We start from the raw sequence: 17,091 nt of genomic DNA, 5'->3' as shown, positions 1-17,091 counted from the left end.
GTTGCCCGTAGCTGGAAATCAGCGCCGGGAACCCATCAGCTGGTTCACCGTGTTGCCTTTGGCTTCCGGGAACCGGCGTTCAATGGACCTCGCAATCCCCGCCACTGACTGCTGCGAGAGTTCCGTCCGCCAGGCCAGTTCGGCGTGCCTCATGGTCTGCGAAATGAGGCAGGTCCGGGCGTAGTCCTCGTCCATGTTTCCACCGGGGCCGTTTTTCAGGATGCCCTCGCAGCGGAACGCCACCTTGGTCCCTTCAATGGCCAGCACGACGTCCAGAACGGAGATTTTCTCCGCTTTGCGGGCCAACTGGAAACCTCCACCGGGCCCGGATACGGAGGACAGGATGCCCGCACGGACCAGCGCCTGAAGCTGCTTATTCAGATAGGAGGCGGGCAATTTGTAGAACTCCGCCAGGCGCGCGCTACTGACCGCCTCCCCGACGGGCGCCCACGACATGTTGACGCAACTATGCAGCGCCCATTCGACCCCCTCGCCCATTTTCATATTCGCGACAGTACTTGTCCAGAAAAAATATTGTCAAGGATCCTGCCCTACTCCCCGAACAGCAGGTACCCGGTCCACGGCGCAGGAACTGGAAATCGAACTGTGACCGGATCGCCTGCCTGTCCCATGTCTGATCGGGCAGCTTTGCGGATAGTTTGGACACCATGACGTCCACCGATGCCGATTCCCAGCTGTTCCACGCCGCCCGCCAGTGGGCTGCCCAGGATCCGGATCCCGCCACCGCTGCTGAACTGACCGAGCTGATCCGGCTCTCCGAGAGCGGCGTGGCCTCCGCCCGCCAGGACCTTGGCGACAGCTTCAGCGGCACCCTGCAGTTCGGCACCGCGGGCCTCCGGGCTGCTCTCGGCCCGGGGCCCAACCGGATGAACCGCGTGGTGGTGCGCCGCGCCGCCGCCGGCCTGGCCGCTTTCCTGGCCGGAGCGGTAGCCGCACAAGCCCCAGGAACCCGGCCCCGCGCCGTCGTCGGCTATGACGCCCGCTACAATTCGGATATCTTCGCCGAAGAGACAGCGGCGATTTTCACCGCAGCCGGCATCGAGACGTTTCTGATGCCTCAGGCGCTGCCCACGCCGCTGCTGGCGTATGCGGTCAGGGCTCTGGACTGCGACGGCGGCGTGATGGTCACGGCCAGTCACAACCCGCCCCAGGACAACGGCTATAAGGTCTACCTCGGCCGGCACGCCGTGGAGGAGAGCGGGCGCGGCGCGCAGATCGTGGCGCCCTACGATGCCGGGATCGCGGCCCAAATTGATGAAGTGGCTGCCCTGGATTCGATCGTGCTGGCCACCGAGGGCTGGACGGTACTGGAACCGGGCATAGCCACCGATTATGAAACCGCGACGGCGGCCCTTGCGCTTCCGGCCCATTTTCCTGCCCGCGACCTCAAGATCGTGCTGACACCCTTGCACGGTGTGGGCGGTGAAACTGCGGTATCCGTGCTGAATGCTGCGGGCTTCACCGATGTCACGCTCGTGGCCGAGCAGGCAGCACCGGATCCGGACTTCCCCACCGTGAATTTCCCCAACCCGGAAGAGCCCGGTGCGCTTGACCTGGCACTGGAAACGGCTGCCCGCGTGGACGCGGACCTTGTGCTGGCCAATGATCCCGACGCCGACCGCGCCGCTGTGGCCGCGAAGGATCCGGACACTGGTGCGTGGCGGATGCTCCGGGGCGATGAGGTGGGGGCGCTGCTCGGCGCCCATATCGTGGCCCGGCTTGCGGCCACCGCTCAGGAGGCCACCGCTCAAGAGGCGACCGCTCAGGAGACCACGGAGCAAACACCCGACGGCGTGTTCGCCAATTCGATTGTGTCCTCACGGCTGCTCTCGCGCATCGCAGCTGCCGCCGGGCTGGCGCACGAGGAGACCCTGACCGGATTCAAGTGGATTTCCCGGGTCCCCGGACTGCTCTACGGCTACGAGGAAGCACTGGGATACTGCGTGGCCCCCGGACTGGTCCGGGACAAGGACGGCATCTCCGCAGCCGTGCTGATTGCGGAACTCGCTGCAGCTGCCAAGGCGGAGGGCAAAACCATCTTCGACACCCTGGACGAGCTCTATCTGATCCATGGCCTGCACGCGAGCGACCAGCTCAGCATCCGGGTCGCGGACCTGGGCCTGCTGGATGCCATGATGAACCGCCTGCGCGTCAGTCCGCCGGACGCGTTCGGCGGATCCGCCGTCGAAACTTTCATTGATCTGGCAGAAGGCAGCGAGCAGCTGCCGCCGACCGACGGCCTGCTGTACCTGACCCGCGATCTCACCCGCGTGATTATCCGCCCCAGCGGCACCGAACCCAAGCTCAAGTGCTACCTCGAGGTCATCCGCAGCGTAGGATCCGCCGCTGAACTGCCCGAGGCCCGGCAGGCCGCACGCGCCGCCCTTGATCTGGTGCTGGGCGACGTCCGCGAGGCCCTGGGACTTTAACGGCCGGGACTCAAACGGCAATGAGCTTTTTGTCGCTGCTTAGAGCTCGACTTCCACGTAACCGGCTGCAACCCTGGTGCTGAACGTAGCGAGCGTGAGTTCCGGCGTTCCAAAGCACTGCCCTGTTTCGAGGTCGTAGACCTCTTTATGCAGGGGCGATGCGATGGTGGGGCGGGTGCCGCGTGAGCCGATGATGCCACGGGCCATCACGTGGGCCCCCGTAGCCGGGTCCTCCTGGGCCACGGCGAAAACCTCACCGGGTGCGGTGCGGAAAAGTGCCACCTGGCGGCCGGCAATCAGTGCCGCTTCGCCCCAGGCGAGCTCCAGCTCGTCGACGGAGCAAACGCGGTGCCAGCCCGTGCCGAATCCGGTGGCCAGTTCCTCAAGTTCCAGTGTTGCCGTCATGTCGGCTCCTCTCCCTGCGCCTGCTTGGGCCACCTGTGTGGCCATAGAACCAAGCTAGGGCCCGCGTGTTTCAACGGAATGCAGTCAGTGTGTCCGGCTGGTAAAAGAGACCTCACCAATCCGGAAATGCGTTTGTGATGCAGAAGTTAAGTCCACGAAACATAAGGGAAACTGAAGCGAAACTGCCGTTGCCTAGTCTGAATGGACAAGCTGCAGAGCACCGTCTGCGGCCCATGCGAAAGGCCCACCGTGACCTCACAGTCTTCAAGCACAGAGAACCAGCGCCGCATCGTCGTCGCCGGAGGCGGCCCGGCAGCCCACCGCTTCGCTGACGCCATGCACACCCGCGGCCTCGACGGCTGGCAGGTCACGGTCCTGACGGAGGAAGCACACCTTCCCTATGACCGCGTGGCGCTCAGCAAGGCACTCACTGACAGCGACGTTGATCTCACACTCGGCAAGGCCAGCATGTGGGACCACGATTCCCTCACCCTGAAGACCGGCGAGCGCGTGGTCACGATCAATGCGGCCGCCAAGACTGTGGAAACCGCGGCCGGCAACAGCTACGACTACGACCACCTGGTGGTGGCCACCGGCTCTGATGCAGCCCGGCTCCCCATCCCTGGCGCCGAGCTTACACACGTGTACCGGACCCTCGAGGACGTCTGGGCCATCAGCACGGCGATCGCCGAGCTGACCGCAAAGCTGGGCCGCAAGGTCAACGCTGTCACGATCGGCGGGGGCCTGCTGGGACTCGAGTCCGCTGCCGGCACCGAACAGCTGGGCGCGACGCCCATCGTCATTAACGGCTCGCCGTGGCTGATGAACACCCAGCTGGACGAGGGCGCCGGCCAGTCCCTCGGACGCCTGATCGAAGCCAAGGGCTTTGAGGTCCATGGCGGGGTGTTCCCGTCCGAGGTGCTGTCCGACGACGACGGCCAGGTCACCGGGGTCCTGATGGCTGACGGCCGGATCATCCCCGCTGACCTTGTCATCGTTGCAATCGGCGTCAAGCCCCGCGACGAACTCTTCCGCGCCGCCGAAGGTGAGGAAGCACTCTTTGACCTCGGCCCCCGCGGCGGTGTGGTCATTTCCGAGGCCTGCGAGACGCAGGTTCCCGGCATCTGGGCCATCGGTGAAGTGGCCAACTTTGGCGGCATGTGCCTGGGCCTTGTGGCCCCGGCCAACACCATGGCCGAGATCGTGGCAGACCGGCTGCACGGCGGCGAGGCCACGTTCCCGGGCTTTGACACGGCCACCAAGCTCAAGCTGTCCGGCGTGGATGTTGCCAGCTTCGGCGACGCCTTCGCCAAAACCGAGCACTCCCTGGAAATTGTCTACGCCGACCCCGCCCGGGGCGTCTACCAGAAGATCGTCACCACTGACGATGCCAAAACCCTGCTGGGCGGCATCTTCGTAGGCGACGCCTCACCGTACATGAGCCTGCGCCCCCTGCTTGGCCGCGAGCTCTCCGCTGAACCTGGCGCGTACCTCACCGCGGCCGGCGGCGGTGAAGCTCCTGAGACCGAGCTGCCGGACGACGCCATTCTGTGCTCCTGCAACAACGTGGCCGCCGGCAGCATCCGCGACGCCATCAACGGCTGCGGCGCCTGCGAAGGCAACGCCCCGGTCCGGGAACTCGGCGAGCTCAAGGGCTGTACCCGTGCCGGAACCCAGTGCGGCTCCTGTGTCCCCATGCTCAAGAAGCTTCTGGAAGGCGAGCTGACCAAGTCCGGCATTGAAGTTTCCAAGGCACTCTGCGAGCACATCAGCCACTCCCGCCAGGAACTCTTCGACGCCATTCGCGTCCTGGGCCTGACCTCCTTTGAGGAAATCATGGCCAAGTACGGGACCGGAGCCGGCTGTGACATCTGCAAGCCCACCATCGCCTCCATCCTTGCCAGCCAGAACAGTGCCTACGTCCTGGACGCCGGCCGCGGCACCCTGCAGGATACCAACGACCGCGCCCTCGCTAATATGCAGAAGGACGGCACCTACTCGGTGGTCCCGAGGATCGCCGGCGGTGAGATCACGCCGAAGAAGCTGGGCGTGATTGCCGCCGTCGCCGAAAAATACGGTCTTTACACCAAGATCACCGGCGGCCAGCGGATCGACATGTTCGGGGCCCGGCTCGAGCAGCTGCCGGACATCTGGAAGGAACTAGTGGAGGAAGGCTTCGAATCCGGCCAGGCTTACGGCAAGAGCCTGCGCACCGTGAAGTCCTGTGTCGGTTCCACCTGGTGCCGCTTCGGCGTCCAGGACGCGGTGGCCATGGCCATCAACCTGGAGCTCCGGTACCGTGGCCTGCGGAGCCCGCACAAAATCAAGATGGGTGTCTCCGGCTGCGCCCGCGAATGTGCGGAGGCCCGCGGCAAGGACGTCGGCGTCATCGCCACGGACAAGGGCTGGAACCTGTACGTGGGCGGCAACGGCGGCTTCCAGCCGGCACATGCCCAGCTGCTGGCCCAGGACCTGGACGATGAAACGCTGCTGAGGTACATCGACCGCTACCTGATGTACTACATCCGCACGGCGGACCGGCTGCAGCGCACCGCGCGTTGGCAGGAAGAGCTCGACGGCGGCCTGAAGCACGTCGAGGACGTGGTGGTGAAGGATTCCCTGGGCATCGCGGCGGAACTCGAAGCCTCCATGGACAAGCACGTGGACAACTATGAGGACGAATGGGCCGCCACTCTCAAGGACCCGGAGCGCCTGCGCCGGTTCCGCTCCTTCGTCAACGCACCGGACCAGAAGGACGACTCCATCTCCTTCGTCCCGGAACGTGGCCAGATCCGGCCGGCCACGGCTGAGGAAAAGGCCAGTGCCAACGGCAGGCCAGTACTGATCGGGGCCTCCATCCCGGTCCGGCCGGCAGACTCCGGAACCCGCGATGAGAACGAGGTATAGCCATGCAGCTCAGCATTGATCTCACCGGCCGCGATGTCCTGGTCACGGGCTCGGACCATGCCGCCCGCCAGGCGGTCCGCCGCTACGGTGCCGCCGGCGCGGTGGTCTACCGGCTCAGCACGCCGCAAGGCGCCGCGCACGATGGCCCATTGCCCGAGCACCCCTTCCTGGTTGCGGCTGTCGATGACGGCCAGCCGGGCTGGGAGACCCTGCTGGACCGTTGCCGCACCGCCGGTATTCCGGTGGTCGCCGAGCCCTCCGCGGGTCCGGCGGGACAGGTCACCCTGGTAGGCGGAGGCCCCGGCACCACCGAGCTGCTGACTGTGGCCGCCGTCAAGGCGCTGCGGGATGCCGACGTCGTATATTACGACCGCCTGGCTCCCTACCAGGAGCTGCCGTCACTGAGCTCGGCGGAACTGGTGGACGTCGGCAAGCGCCCGGGCCATCACCCCGTCAGCCAGGGCGATATCCAAAAGCTCATGGTCCAAAGTGCCCTTGCCGGCAACAACGTGGTCCGCCTGAAAGGCGGGGACCCCTACGTCTTTGGCCGCGGCGGCGAGGAAGTGGCCGCCTGCGTGGCGGCCAAGGTTCCGGTCCGTGTGATCTCCGGGGTCACGAGCGCCATTTCCGTGCCGGCAGCCGCGGGCATTCCGGTGACGCACCGCGACGTCAGCCACATGTTCACCGTGGTCTCCGGCCACGCGCCGCTGACCGAGAAGGAGCACACCCACCTTGCCGGCTTGGGCGGCACTATCGTGGTCCTTATGGGAATCGGAACGCTGCACCAGCTCGCCGCGGGACTGCGTAAGGCAGGAATGCGGGCCGATATGCCCATGGCTGTGGTTGAACGCGGCTACCGGCCCGGCCAGCGCACCACGATATCCGAGCTGGGCACCATCGTCACAGCGGCGGCGGGGTGCACCAACCCGGCGGTGCTGGTCATCGGTGAGGTGGTGCGGGTGGCTGAGGCCAACCGTGGGCATGCCGAGGCGGCGGCCGATCTTGATCGGCTGGCTGCCTCGCTGCTGGGCGCGTGAAAGAGACCATGAGCGTCATGAACGCACTTGCCCCGGCCGAAACCCGTGCGGGTACGGATCCCGAGGCTGCCCCGGAAACCACCGAATCACCGCTGGAAGGATTCCGGATCGGGGTGACCTCGCACCGGCGATCCAAGGACCTGATCGAAGCACTGGAGCGCCGCGGTGCCGAGGTCCTGCACGCGCCGGCCCTGAAGATCGCCCCGGTCCAGGAAGACATCAGCCTCATCGAGGACACCAAGGCCATCATCGCGGCCCGGCCCGACCTCTGCATTGCCACCACTGCCTACGGCATGCGCCGGTGGTGCGAAGCCGCGGATTCCTTCGGCATCGGCGAGGATCTGCTCGAAACCCTCGCCAACTGCCGGATGTTCGTCCGGGGACCCAAGGCCAGGGGTGCCGTGCGGGCGGCCGGTCTTGCCGACGTCGGAATCAGCAGCGACGAAACCACCGCCACCCTCGTGGACATGCTGCTCGCCGAAGGCGTGCGCGGAAAAACGGTCGCTGTGCAACTGCACGGCTACACCGACGTCCGCCAGCTCGAACGGCTCAGGATGTCCGGCGCAACAGTGCTTACCGTCACGCCGTACCGCTGGGTCAAGCCCGACGGTGAAGACCTGCTCCCACGGCTGATCGAGGCCGCCTGCAGCGGCAACCTCGATGTGCTGACGTTCACCAGCGCACCGGCCGTGGACGCCATGTGGAGCACCGCCCACGAGATGGGCATGTACAGGCAGCTGGTGGATGCCCTGCGGACCAACGTCACCACCGCCGTTGTGGGCCCCGTCACGGCCCAGCCGCTCATCGACGCCGGCCTGTCGCCGTTGATCCCGGAACGGTTCCGGATGGGCGCCCTCATCAGGCTGGTCAGCGAACATCTGGCGCTCAATCACGTCCGCCGTCTGGACACACGCTCCGGCAACGTGGAGCTCAGGGGACGCTGCCTGCGGATCAACGGGCAGGCCGTGGAGCTGGCCCCTGCACCGCTGTTGCTGCTGCGCGCACTGCTCGGCGCAGGCGGTGCCGTACTGTCCCGTGAGTCCCTTTCCGAGCTGCTGGAACTGCGCGGGTCAGTCCATGCACTGGACATGACCGTGAGCCGGCTGCGTTCTGCCCTCCCGGACGGCCGGCTGGTGGAAACCGTGGTCAAGCGCGGCTACCGCATCCGGGTGTGACGCTGCCCTCACAGCAGTTACTCCACGGTCTGGACAGACTCTGTCCGCGGTGGGAACATGACGCTATAGTTTGCGATTGACCAGCCCGATGCCTTTCCCGGTCCATCACCGGGTTGTGGGTTGCGGGGCGTTCCCGAGTCAGCTTTTCCGAGAGGAACAGCGTGGAACCGGTGCGGCGGCAAGGCAGCAGGGGGCCGGGGCAGATACCGCCGGCTGATGATCCTCGTCCTGCTCCCGTTCAGTCCGTGGACGCCGTGGTGGTCGGTTCCGGTTTTGGCGGTTCAGTGGCGGCGTACCGGCTGGCGGCCGCGGGACAGACGGTGGTCCTGATGGAACGTGGCCGCGCCTACCCGCCCGGCAGTTTCGCCCGGACACCGGCGGAAATGGGCCGGAATTTCTGGGACCCGGACAGTGGCCTGTATGGATTGTTCGATGCCTGGACTTTCCGCGGTCTGGAGGGAATTGTCTCCAGCGGCCTGGGCGGAGGCTCCCTGATCTACGCCAATGTGCTGCTCCGCAAGGATGAGCACTGGTTCGTCAACGAGTCTCCGGTTCCCGGCGGCGGCTACGAATCCTGGCCGTTCACCCTCAAGGACCTCGAACCGTACTATGACACCGCCGAAGCCATGCTGCTGCCGGTTCCTTACCCGTATCAGGACACCCCCAAAACCATGGCCATGGAGGCCAGCGCCAAGGCTCTGGATCTCAGCATCTCCAGGCCGCCCATTGCGGTGACATTTTCCCAGCGGCCAGGCGCCACCCCCGGGATGAACCAGCTGTTGCCTGCCGCGGACTATGGAAGCGTCCATGGCGTAGGCACCGTACGCACCACGTGCACGCTGTCCGGGGAATGCGACATCGGCTGCAACACCGGCGCAAAGAACACCCTGGACCACAATTACCTCTCCGCGGCCAAAACGGCGGGCGCTGACATCCGCACCTTCCACGATGTGCGCGGCATCCGCCCGCTCCCTGATGGCGGCTACGAAGTCCGCTATGTGATCCACGATCCCGCCGACCCGCGGCCCGGCCTCCTGACAGAGCGCCTGATCCACTGCCAACGGCTGGTCCTGGGCGCCGGCACGTTCGGCAGCACCTTCCTGCTCCTCCGAAACCGTGCCTCCCTTCCGGCGCTGAGCCCCGTCCTTGGCACACGCTTCAGCGGCAACGGGGACCTGCTGGGATTTGTGATGGACGCCAAGACCCCCGACGGCGCCGTCCGCCCCTTAGTGGGCAGCCGGGGCCCGGTGATCACGACCGCCATCCGCACGCCGGATTCCGCTGACGGCGGTGATGGCCGGGGCTACTACATTGAAGATGCAGGCTACCCGGCCTTTATGAACTGGCTGCTGGAAACCGGCCAACTGCGCCAGGCACTCGGACGGCTGGGCAGGGTTGCGGTCCAGCTGCTCAAGGACCGGTTGTTCCAGGCCCGGCGTTCCAATATCTCCGCCGATCTTGCCGCCGCCCTGGGCGACGGCAGGCTGTCGGCGTCGTCGGTTCCGTTGCTGGGAATGGGCCGGGACGTACCCGACGGCGTGATGTCCCTTCAGGGCGGCCGGCTGGCCATCAACTGGACGCTGGCCACCTCTGCGGGTTACTTCGGCCGGATGCAGGCCACCATGCAGGCAATCGCCGGGGAGCTGGGCGGATCGTTCCGGCAAAACCCCCTCTGGTGGACCAAACGCGTGATCACTGTCCACCCGCTGGGCGGTGCGCCCGCAGGAAGGAACCGCTACGACGGCGTCTGCGATTCCTACGGCGAAGTGTTCGGCTACCCGGGTCTGTACGTGCTGGACGGATCCGCCATGCCCGGCCCGGTTGGCGCCAACCCCTCGCTGACCATCGCGGCCTTCGCGGAGCGTGCCTGCGCCCGGATCATTGCCGGCCAGGAAACCCGGCCAAGGGACATTCAACTGCGCGGCGCCGACCCCGCAACCGGGCCCACGCGTGCGCTGGTCCCGGATGCCACTAAGGGGACACGGGCGCCGGAATCCGAGACCGCCGCCGCGCCCGTGGCCGCGGCAGGCACCCGCACGCTGAGAATCCCCGGGTCGGCTGCCTCCCCTTCGTCTGCTGCCGGGGAAACAGCCACGGGTTCCGTCAGCTTTACCGAACAGATGCACGGCTGGTTCAGCGCCGGAGTAACAGATCCTGAGGCCGGCCGGAGCCTAGGCAGGGACCGCAGCTGCAGGATGATGTTTGAGCTCACCATCACCGCACCGGACATCGAGGCGTTTGTCAGTGATCCTCTTCACCCAGCCACGGCCACCGGCTATGTTGTGGCAGACCAGTTCGGCGGGCGGCTCCCGGTTGAGCGTGGCTGGTTCAACCTGTTTGTCCGCGGCACAGCTGCCGAGGACGGGGCGCCGGGAACAGGACCGGCCCGGAAAATGCTCTACCGGCTGTGGCTCAGGGATCCCGGCGGCACACCTCTCACCTTCGTGGGGCACAAGGACATCCGCAACGAAGCCGGCTTTGACATCTGGACAGACACCACCACCTTATTTGTCACTGTCCTGGCGGGGCACATCCCGCCCGACGGCGGCGACGGCGACGGGCAGCGCAGCGGCGAAGGCACGCAGGGCCGCGACGCGCCCGGTCCGGACGTTGCCGGGGCAGGCATCCTGTTCATCCGGCCGTGGGACTTCGCCCGGCAACTGACCACCTTCCGTGCGACCGGACCGGCACCAGCGAGCGCGCTGGCGGCGTTCGGAAAGTTGTTCCTGGGCGAGCTGTGGCAGGTCTACGGCCGTTCCATCAGCCCCGTCCCTTTCCCGCTGCGCCCGCGGCCATGAAGCGGAGCGAGCTGGCCAGGCACAACGCCGAACTCGGATTCACGCCCCAGGACGCGGTGCGGTGGCTGGCTCCCGCCCAGTTGGCCCGGACGGCCGTGAAGGTACTGCTGGCCACGATCTTTGCCGACTTCGGGGACAAACGCGAGCTGGAAGGAAGCTTCCCTGGCCACGCACTTGATCTGGACAGGCTGACGGATCCGGGGCAGCCAGCGCAGCCTGTGGCACGGGATCTTGGACCGCCGGGCCCTGACGGTGCTGATGACGGCCCTGCTGCCCGCAAGGGTGCCGGCAAGGAGCTGTGGCTGGACTTCACCGCGGACCTCGGGGACGGCTTCGACCCCAGCTACACCGTTGCCCTGCTGCTCGCCGAAGCATCCCTCGGTGTCGACGGGCATACGCTGCCGCGCGGCACCCTGCTGGTCCTCGGAGGTGACGAGGTCTACCCGGTGGCTTCGCCGGCCGGGTACGAGGACCGGATGGCGGGCCCGTACCGGAAGGCACTGCCCGGCCCGCCCGGAGGAGGACACACCGCCGTGATGCTGGCCCTGCCCGGCAATCATGACTGGTACGACGGCCTCACCTCGTTCATCCGGCTTTTTACCCGCCAGCGGAACATCGGTGGGTGGCGGACCATCCAGACCCGCAGTTATTTTGCCGTGCGGCTTTCCGGCGGCCCAGGCAGCCCGGGGTGGTGGCTGGTGGGGCTGGACAGCCAGCTGGGGCAATACATCGACGAACCCCAGCTGGACTACTTCTACAACAACATCACCAGCCAGCTGATCCCCGGCGACGCCATCATCCTGTGCGTTGCCTCCCCTTACTGGGTGAAGACCGCCGAAAACACCGCGGCCTTCAAACAGATGCACTTCTTCGAACAGGACTACCTGCGGCGGCGGTACAACCGCGAAGCGGGGGCCTTTGAGGACACCGGCGCCCGGGTCCGGCTCTGGCTCACCGGGGATCAGCACCACTACTCGCGGTTCGCGGAACAACCGGTGCCGGCGCCGGCCGCTTCGGCGCCGGCCGGCCAGGATCCCAGGGCCAGCCAGCTCATCACCTGCGGCATGGGCGGCGCGTACCTGTCCGATGCCCAGGGACTGCCGGCTGAATTGACATTGCCGCCGGCGGTCACAGGCAGCCTGCCGTCCATCCAGTCTGGCGGTCCGGGCGTCCGGTACGTCCGGATGCCCGGGACTTACCCGGATGCTGCCGAATCCAGGCGTTTGGGCGCGCGGCTGGCAAATCCGTTCTCCGGGTACTGGTTGCCCCGGCGCAATCCCGGCTTCGGCACGGCCTTGGGACTCGCCCATGTGGGGCTGATGCTGACACTCTGGACTCTCTTCAGCGCCCTGCGCGGACTGTCCTTCGTGGACAGCCTCCGCAGCCTCACTCATGGGAGCACTGTGCTGCTCGCCGTGCTGATCATCGCCATCCCGGTGCTGCTGCTCGCCCTGCTGGCACTCCTTTCGGCATGGTTCCGTGACTCTCCGCTGGCCGCCGGCCGCGGCAGCGTCGTCGCAGTACGCGGCGTCCTGTACCAGCTAGCGGCACTAGCAGTGGGGACCGCCGTCGTCCTTCTTATCCCTTGGCCGGCCGGCTGGCCGCATTTCCTGACCGCGGTGCTGGCGCTGGCCCTGGTATTCGCCGCGGGGTTCACTGCCGGCAGCGAGGCATTTGCGGTGTATATCCTGGCCACGCCGGGCGGCGAGGTGGCTTCCTGGAGGATGTCCGGTCAGGCCATCGAGGAGCACAAGGGTTTCCTGCGCATCAGGCTGGCGCCGGATGGCACCCTCACGGTTCACTCTGTGGCAGTGGATCATGTCTGCCACGACTGGGATCTTGAACAGACCGACGACGGCGGGATGCGGCCGGCGCCGCAGGGCGGACTTCCCGCGTTGCGGCTATTTGAACCGCCCATCATCATCTCGCGCGAAGGATTCCGGCCATGACAGCTACGCATCCGGGGGCTGGGCGGGTAACCCGGGCAGACCACCTCACCGAGGTGATCCCTTTTCCTGCCAGGGACGGCACTCCCCTGACCCTGCTCCACATCACCTCGGCCGTCCCAGCTGTGCCGGGGACTCCGGACAAGGGGCCGGTGGTGCTGGTCCACGGCTCCGGGGTCCGCGCGGAGCTGTTCCGTCCGCCGCTGCCCCGGACCCTGGTGGATGTGTTGCTGGAGGACGGCTGGGACGTCTGGCTGCTGAACTGGCGGGCGTCAATCGATCTGGAGCCACTGTCCTGGACACTGGCGGACGCCGCGGTCTACGACCACCCGGCCGCCGTCGAACACATCCTCAGGGCCACCGGCGCCGAAACCCTGAAGGCCGTCATCCACTGCCAGGGCTCGGTGTCCTTCACCATGTCGGCAGTGGCGGGGCTGCTTCCTCAGGTGACTACCGTGGTGTCCAACGCGGTGTCGCTTCACCCCGTGATTCCGCTGTGGTCGGTAGTGAAGATCACCTACCTCACGCAGCTACTCAAGCCTTTTACGCCCTACCTCTCACCGGCATGGGGCTATAAATCCAACGGCTACCTGTCACGGCTCCTGCGTTTTATGGTGAAAACCAGCCACCGGGAATGCGACAACCTTGTCTGCCGGATGGTCAGTTTCACCTACGGCAGCGGAAAGCCGGCCCTGTGGTCGCACCAGAACCTGGACCAGGCCACCCACGACTGGATCAGCGGGGAATTCGCCGAAGTACCGTTCACCTTCCTCGAGGAAATGGGCCGGAGCGTCCTGGCCCGGCGGATTGTGGCCGCCGGCAACCATCCGGAATTGCCCGCAAATTTCCTTGCCGAGGCGCCGCAGACAGATGCCCGCTTCGCATTCCTGGCCGGACTGGACAATCTGTGTTTCCTGCCGGAGAGCCAGGAACGGAGCTACGGCTTCTTCAACGGGCACCGCCCCGGTAAGGACTCCCTCCATCTCATCCCGGGTTATGGCCACCTGGACGTTTTCTTCGGAGCCAACGCCTGGCAGGACACCTACCCCATCATCGTCAAGGAGCTGAACACATGAAAGATCTTATGGGCCTGGTTGCCCCGCTGCTCCGGCTGATGCCTTCTCCAGTCCCCCGCCGCCAGGAGCAGCTCCGCGGACAGCACGCCCAAGTGGACGGCATCAGGTACGTCATGCCCGTCAATTCCGATGATTCCCCTGTGCTGATGGCCGCTTTTCCCATCAATAAACGGGCTGCTGCCGCCATGCTGCCGGGCACCGAGCTGCGGCCATTCAGCCTGGGCGGCAAGGGCCTTCTGGTGGTGACGGTGGTGAACTACAAATCAACGGACATCGGCAAATACATCGAGTATTCGCTGGCCATTGCGGTCACCCATGGCAGCCGTCCGGCCCCGCCCATCCTGCCGCTGATTTTCCAAAAAACCTTCAAACTGGGCCAGTACGTGGTGGACCTGCGGGTCAGCACTGAGGTCTCGGTCAAAGGCGGCAAGGGCATCTGGGGCATGCCAAAACACCAGGCCAACCTGGATTTCGTGGTCACGGACACCACGGTCTCCGCCCAGTACGATAAAGCCGGGCAGCTGGGCTGCTACATCGAGATCGAACGGCCTGAGCCGGCCGGTATCCCGCTGAAACTGGCCGCCTCCAACTATTGCGCCTTCCGCGGCATGCTGATGAAATCGGACATCTACTTCGAAGCCAGCGGGGACATCGCCCTCGGCGGGGCTGCCAAGGCAAAGCTGGTTCTGGGGGACGCGCCGGGCGTCGCCGCCCTGAAGACGCTGAAGGTAGGTGACAGGCCCGTGTTCACGGCCTACCTGCCAGAGGCCCACGGTGTGCTGGATGACCACTTTGAGTCGTGGTTTCTGACGGCCGGTTCCGAAGCCGATGCCTCACGGATACCTGGCGGCGACGGCGTTGACTCGGTGACGGGCCTTGGCCAGTCACAGGAGTGGCTGAGCCCTCCGGACCGCACGGCAACCGGCGGCAGGCAGCCATGAACTGGCTCCTGCTGCTGAATGCCCTGTACTTCCTCTTCGGCGCCACCATGTACGTGGGCACCATGTGGGTCCTGAAGCTGTTCCTCTACCCCACCTGGCGCTCCCTGGAACGCAGCAACGTGGACATGCACTTCGGCATCCCCACCCGGCAGGCCACGAAGTTCTTCACCGCCGTGGTGCCGCTGATGTTCATCTCAGCGATCATCATGGTGTGGGTGGAGTGGGGCAGCATCCGGGTCATCCCGGCAGCCATCTGCCTGATCGGGATCGTTGTGCTCACCGTGGTGGGACAGGGCATCATCATCCCCATCAACATCCGTATCCGGGGAGGGGACTTCGCGGACGACGCCGAACTGCGCTCCCTCCTGCACCGCTGGATGATGCTCAATGACATCCGCTTCTACGTTTCCACGCTCACCTGGCTGGCCATCGTCTGGCTGCTCGTGGACAAGGGCCGGCTGTGGGAGGCGTTCGCGTGAGCGGGGCAACAGCCCGCCCGGCGGCACCGTCCGGTGGTGCGGGCGCCTGGATCACGGCGGACCCGTTTCGTGCCGTACTGGCGGCGATCGCCGTCGTCACCGTTGTATCCGGGAGTGCACAGATTCCGTTCGGCGCCGGCATCCTGACGCTGCTCGGAGCCGGGCCGACGCCGGCGGCCACACAGCTTTTCGCCACGGTGGGCATGTTCATGGTGGTGGTGGGCGGCCTGCTCCTGCACACACTGCTGTTGCCGCGGCCGGCGCGTGAAGCAGTCCTGTGGTGCGGAATCCAGAAAGCCGGGGCGTTTGCCGCCGTCGGGATTGCCGTCCTGAACGGTATTTTCGCGCCCGTGGCGCTCGCCGTCGCCTTCTTTGACCTGGCGACGGCGGTGCTGCTGTTGCTGTACTGGCGCAGGCTGGATCCCTCACCGGTGCCGGGACCTGTGAGGAAAGAGACGTGAAGCGCTCCCTGGTCCTGGCCGGCGGCGGCATGCGCGTGGCGTGGCAGGCAGGGGTAGTGCGCGCACTGGCCGAAGAGGGCCTGGAGTTCGACCACGTGGACGGCACGTCAGGCGGGATCCTCACAGCCGGCATGATGCTCTCCGGGGTGTCCGCTCCGGACATGTGCCGGAACTGGTCCGGCGTGGATGTCAAGGATTTCGGCTCCGCACTCCCCGCGGCCGACTACCTGAAAGGGCCGTGGGCGCTGCCGGCCATCGGCGATGCCGACGGCCTGCTCGGCAAGGTCTTCCCGGCGCTGGGCATCGACGCCGGCGAGATCCGCCGCCGGGCAGGGCTGCCCGGCGCCGTCGAAGGCACGTTCAACGTAGTGGAATTCACCGAAAAACGCTGCCACGCGATTGATGCCCGGGAGATTGATCCGGAGCTCATGGCGGCCGGAATGTCGCTGCCCATTTTCCTGACGCCGCTGCGGCGGGAAGGGAAAATCTGGACGGATGCCGTGTGGATCCGGGACGCCAATGTGCAGGAGGCGGTGCGGCGCGGTGCGGAGGAGGTCTGGCTGGTGTGGTGCATCGGCAATACCGGATATTGGGGCGATGGACCGCTGGAGCAGTACGTCCATATGATCGAAATGAGCGCCATGGGGGCCCTGCTTGCGGACTTCGAGGCCATCAAGGCAGCCGGACGCGGTTTTGTACTGCACGTGATCCGGCCGGAGAATCCATTGCCGCTGGATCCGGAGTTCTACCTCAACCGGATCGACGCCGGCACCCTGATCGGTATGGGATACCGCGATGCCCGCCGCTACCTGAGCTCACTACCGGCCGGCGGTGTGTCCAAGGATGCCTCCTGCACGGCTATGGCAGAGCCGCCGGCCGGAGTGCGCTTCACTGACACCCTGAGGGGAGAGTTTGACGGTGAACCGATCGCGTTCAAGGCCACGGTGGTTCTGCCCTCGCTGCCCGGAGCGGTGCCGCCGCAGCTGACGGGCTATGTGGACCACGCACCCTTCGGGCCGCGGATGTTCCTCGCCGACGGGAGGCTGGATGTCCTTGGCGAGGACCTCAGTTACCGCGCCCGGGTGAAGCTCGACGGCGGATGGCAGGATCTGACTGTTACCCGGACCTTCCACGATGACCCCGGACCCGATGCCTGGTCCGATTCCCGCCGCGCCAGGTTGCAGGTAGGCGCCCGGCCGGAAGCAGATGTCAGGATGACCTTGGCCGACGCCGCCGGACTCATCGCATCCGTGGAACCCGTCGGATCCCATGGCTTCGCGGACCGGGCCGCGGCCGTGGGTGCCTTTGCCGCCAACGGCCTGCGGGAGCTGCTGCGGCGCTACTGACCCGTGCACCACTGCCCCGGGGTGCGGCGCTGTTAGCCCGGTGTGCGGATCGTCACCGGGCCGCTGCCGG

The 17,091-nt window shown here is 66.3% G+C and carries 13 protein-coding genes; 11 read left to right on the top strand and 2 right to left on the bottom strand.

The window, feature by feature from the left end:
* Window positions 1-18: 18 nt before the first annotated feature.
* Entirely contained in the window at window positions 19-504 is a 486-nt protein-coding gene (locus ACQCST_RS07610; RefSeq protein ID WP_426998674.1) for an RrF2 family transcriptional regulator, read from the bottom strand.
* A 164-nt stretch (window positions 505-668) separates the two neighbouring features.
* On the opposite strand from ACQCST_RS07610, the gene ACQCST_RS07605 reads away from it, so the two are divergent.
* The gene (locus ACQCST_RS07605; protein ID WP_426998673.1) at window positions 669-2,450 is read left to right on the top strand and encodes a phospho-sugar mutase; all 1,782 of its coding nucleotides are present in this window, start codon (window positions 669-671) and stop codon (window positions 2,448-2,450) included.
* 39 nt (window positions 2,451-2,489) lie between these two features.
* Here the strand turns inward: ACQCST_RS07605 and nirD are convergent, their stop codons facing one another.
* Entirely contained in the window at window positions 2,490-2,855 is a 366-nt protein-coding gene (gene nirD, locus ACQCST_RS07600; RefSeq protein ID WP_426998672.1) for a nitrite reductase small subunit NirD, read from the bottom strand.
* Between the two features lie 249 nt (window positions 2,856-3,104).
* Between nirD and nirB the strand changes: the two genes are divergently transcribed.
* From nirB to ACQCST_RS07550, 10 genes are all read left to right on the top strand, one after another.
* Complete coding sequence (gene nirB / locus ACQCST_RS07595; protein ID WP_426998671.1) at window positions 3,105-5,762, top strand: nitrite reductase large subunit NirB; 2,658 nt, start codon at window positions 3,105-3,107, stop codon at window positions 5,760-5,762.
* Window positions 5,763-5,764: 2 nt separating this feature from the next.
* Entirely contained in the window at window positions 5,765-6,799 is a 1,035-nt protein-coding gene (cobA, locus tag ACQCST_RS07590; RefSeq protein WP_426998670.1) for a uroporphyrinogen-III C-methyltransferase, read from the top strand.
* Between the two features lie 17 nt (window positions 6,800-6,816).
* The gene (locus ACQCST_RS07585) at window positions 6,817-7,974 is read left to right on the top strand and encodes a uroporphyrinogen-III synthase (protein ID WP_426999109.1); all 1,158 of its coding nucleotides are present in this window, start codon (window positions 6,817-6,819) and stop codon (window positions 7,972-7,974) included.
* Window positions 7,975-8,219: 245 nt separating this feature from the next.
* On the top strand, window positions 8,220-10,772 hold the full coding sequence (locus tag ACQCST_RS07580) for a GMC oxidoreductase (RefSeq protein ID WP_426998669.1): 2,553 nt from the start codon (window positions 8,220-8,222) through the stop codon (window positions 10,770-10,772).
* Complete coding sequence (locus ACQCST_RS07575; RefSeq protein WP_426998668.1) at window positions 10,769-12,721, top strand: hypothetical protein; 1,953 nt, start codon at window positions 10,769-10,771, stop codon at window positions 12,719-12,721. The genes ACQCST_RS07580 and ACQCST_RS07575 overlap by 4 nt, the downstream gene beginning before the upstream one ends.
* Window positions 12,718-13,794 (top strand): alpha/beta fold hydrolase, encoded by a 1,077-nt coding sequence (locus ACQCST_RS07570; RefSeq protein WP_426998667.1) that lies wholly within the window; start codon window positions 12,718-12,720, stop codon window positions 13,792-13,794. The genes ACQCST_RS07575 and ACQCST_RS07570 overlap by 4 nt, the downstream gene beginning before the upstream one ends.
* Window positions 13,791-14,735, top strand: a complete 945-nt coding sequence (locus ACQCST_RS07565) for an acetoacetate decarboxylase family protein (RefSeq protein WP_426998666.1) — start codon at window positions 13,791-13,793, stop codon at window positions 14,733-14,735. Before ACQCST_RS07570 ends, ACQCST_RS07565 begins: the two co-directional genes overlap by 4 nt.
* A complete protein-coding gene (locus ACQCST_RS07560) occupies window positions 14,732-15,214 on the top strand; it encodes a hypothetical protein (RefSeq protein WP_426998665.1) in 483 nt (160 codons plus the stop codon). The genes ACQCST_RS07565 and ACQCST_RS07560 overlap by 4 nt, the downstream gene beginning before the upstream one ends.
* Window positions 15,211-15,675 (top strand): hypothetical protein, encoded by a 465-nt coding sequence (locus tag ACQCST_RS07555; RefSeq protein WP_426998664.1) that lies wholly within the window; start codon window positions 15,211-15,213, stop codon window positions 15,673-15,675. The genes ACQCST_RS07560 and ACQCST_RS07555 overlap by 4 nt, the downstream gene beginning before the upstream one ends.
* The gene (locus ACQCST_RS07550; protein ID WP_426998663.1) at window positions 15,672-17,021 is read left to right on the top strand and encodes a patatin-like phospholipase family protein; all 1,350 of its coding nucleotides are present in this window, start codon (window positions 15,672-15,674) and stop codon (window positions 17,019-17,021) included. Before ACQCST_RS07555 ends, ACQCST_RS07550 begins: the two co-directional genes overlap by 4 nt.
* Window positions 17,022-17,091: the final 70 nt, after the last annotated feature.

Source organism: Pseudarthrobacter sp. N5 (assembly GCF_050157035.1).
Taxonomy (GTDB): Bacteria; Actinomycetota; Actinomycetes; order Actinomycetales; family Micrococcaceae; genus Arthrobacter.
The sequence above is the reverse complement of the archived record's forward strand: the minus strand, read 5'-3'. Positions and strand labels throughout refer to the sequence as shown.

Excerpts from the sequence above, each read along its gene's own strand:
- cobA (WP_426998670.1), top strand. The coding sequence starts at position 5,765 with ATGCAGCTCAGCATTGATCTCACCGGCCGCGATGTCCTGGTCACGGGC.
- nirD (WP_426998672.1), bottom strand. The coding sequence starts at position 2,855 with ATGACGGCAACACTGGAACTTGAGGAACTGGCCACCGGATTCGGCACG.
- ACQCST_RS07565 (WP_426998666.1), top strand. The coding sequence starts at position 13,791 with ATGAAAGATCTTATGGGCCTGGTTGCCCCGCTGCTCCGGCTGATGCCT.
- ACQCST_RS07610 (WP_426998674.1), bottom strand. The coding sequence starts at position 504 with ATGAAAATGGGCGAGGGGGTCGAATGGGCGCTGCATAGTTGCGTCAAC.
- ACQCST_RS07560 (WP_426998665.1), top strand. The coding sequence starts at position 14,732 with ATGAACTGGCTCCTGCTGCTGAATGCCCTGTACTTCCTCTTCGGCGCC.
- ACQCST_RS07570 (WP_426998667.1), top strand. The coding sequence starts at position 12,718 with ATGACAGCTACGCATCCGGGGGCTGGGCGGGTAACCCGGGCAGACCAC.
- ACQCST_RS07575 (WP_426998668.1), top strand. The coding sequence starts at position 10,769 with ATGAAGCGGAGCGAGCTGGCCAGGCACAACGCCGAACTCGGATTCACG.
- ACQCST_RS07585 (WP_426999109.1), top strand. The coding sequence starts at position 6,817 with ATGAACGCACTTGCCCCGGCCGAAACCCGTGCGGGTACGGATCCCGAG.
- ACQCST_RS07605 (WP_426998673.1), top strand. The coding sequence starts at position 669 with ATGACGTCCACCGATGCCGATTCCCAGCTGTTCCACGCCGCCCGCCAG.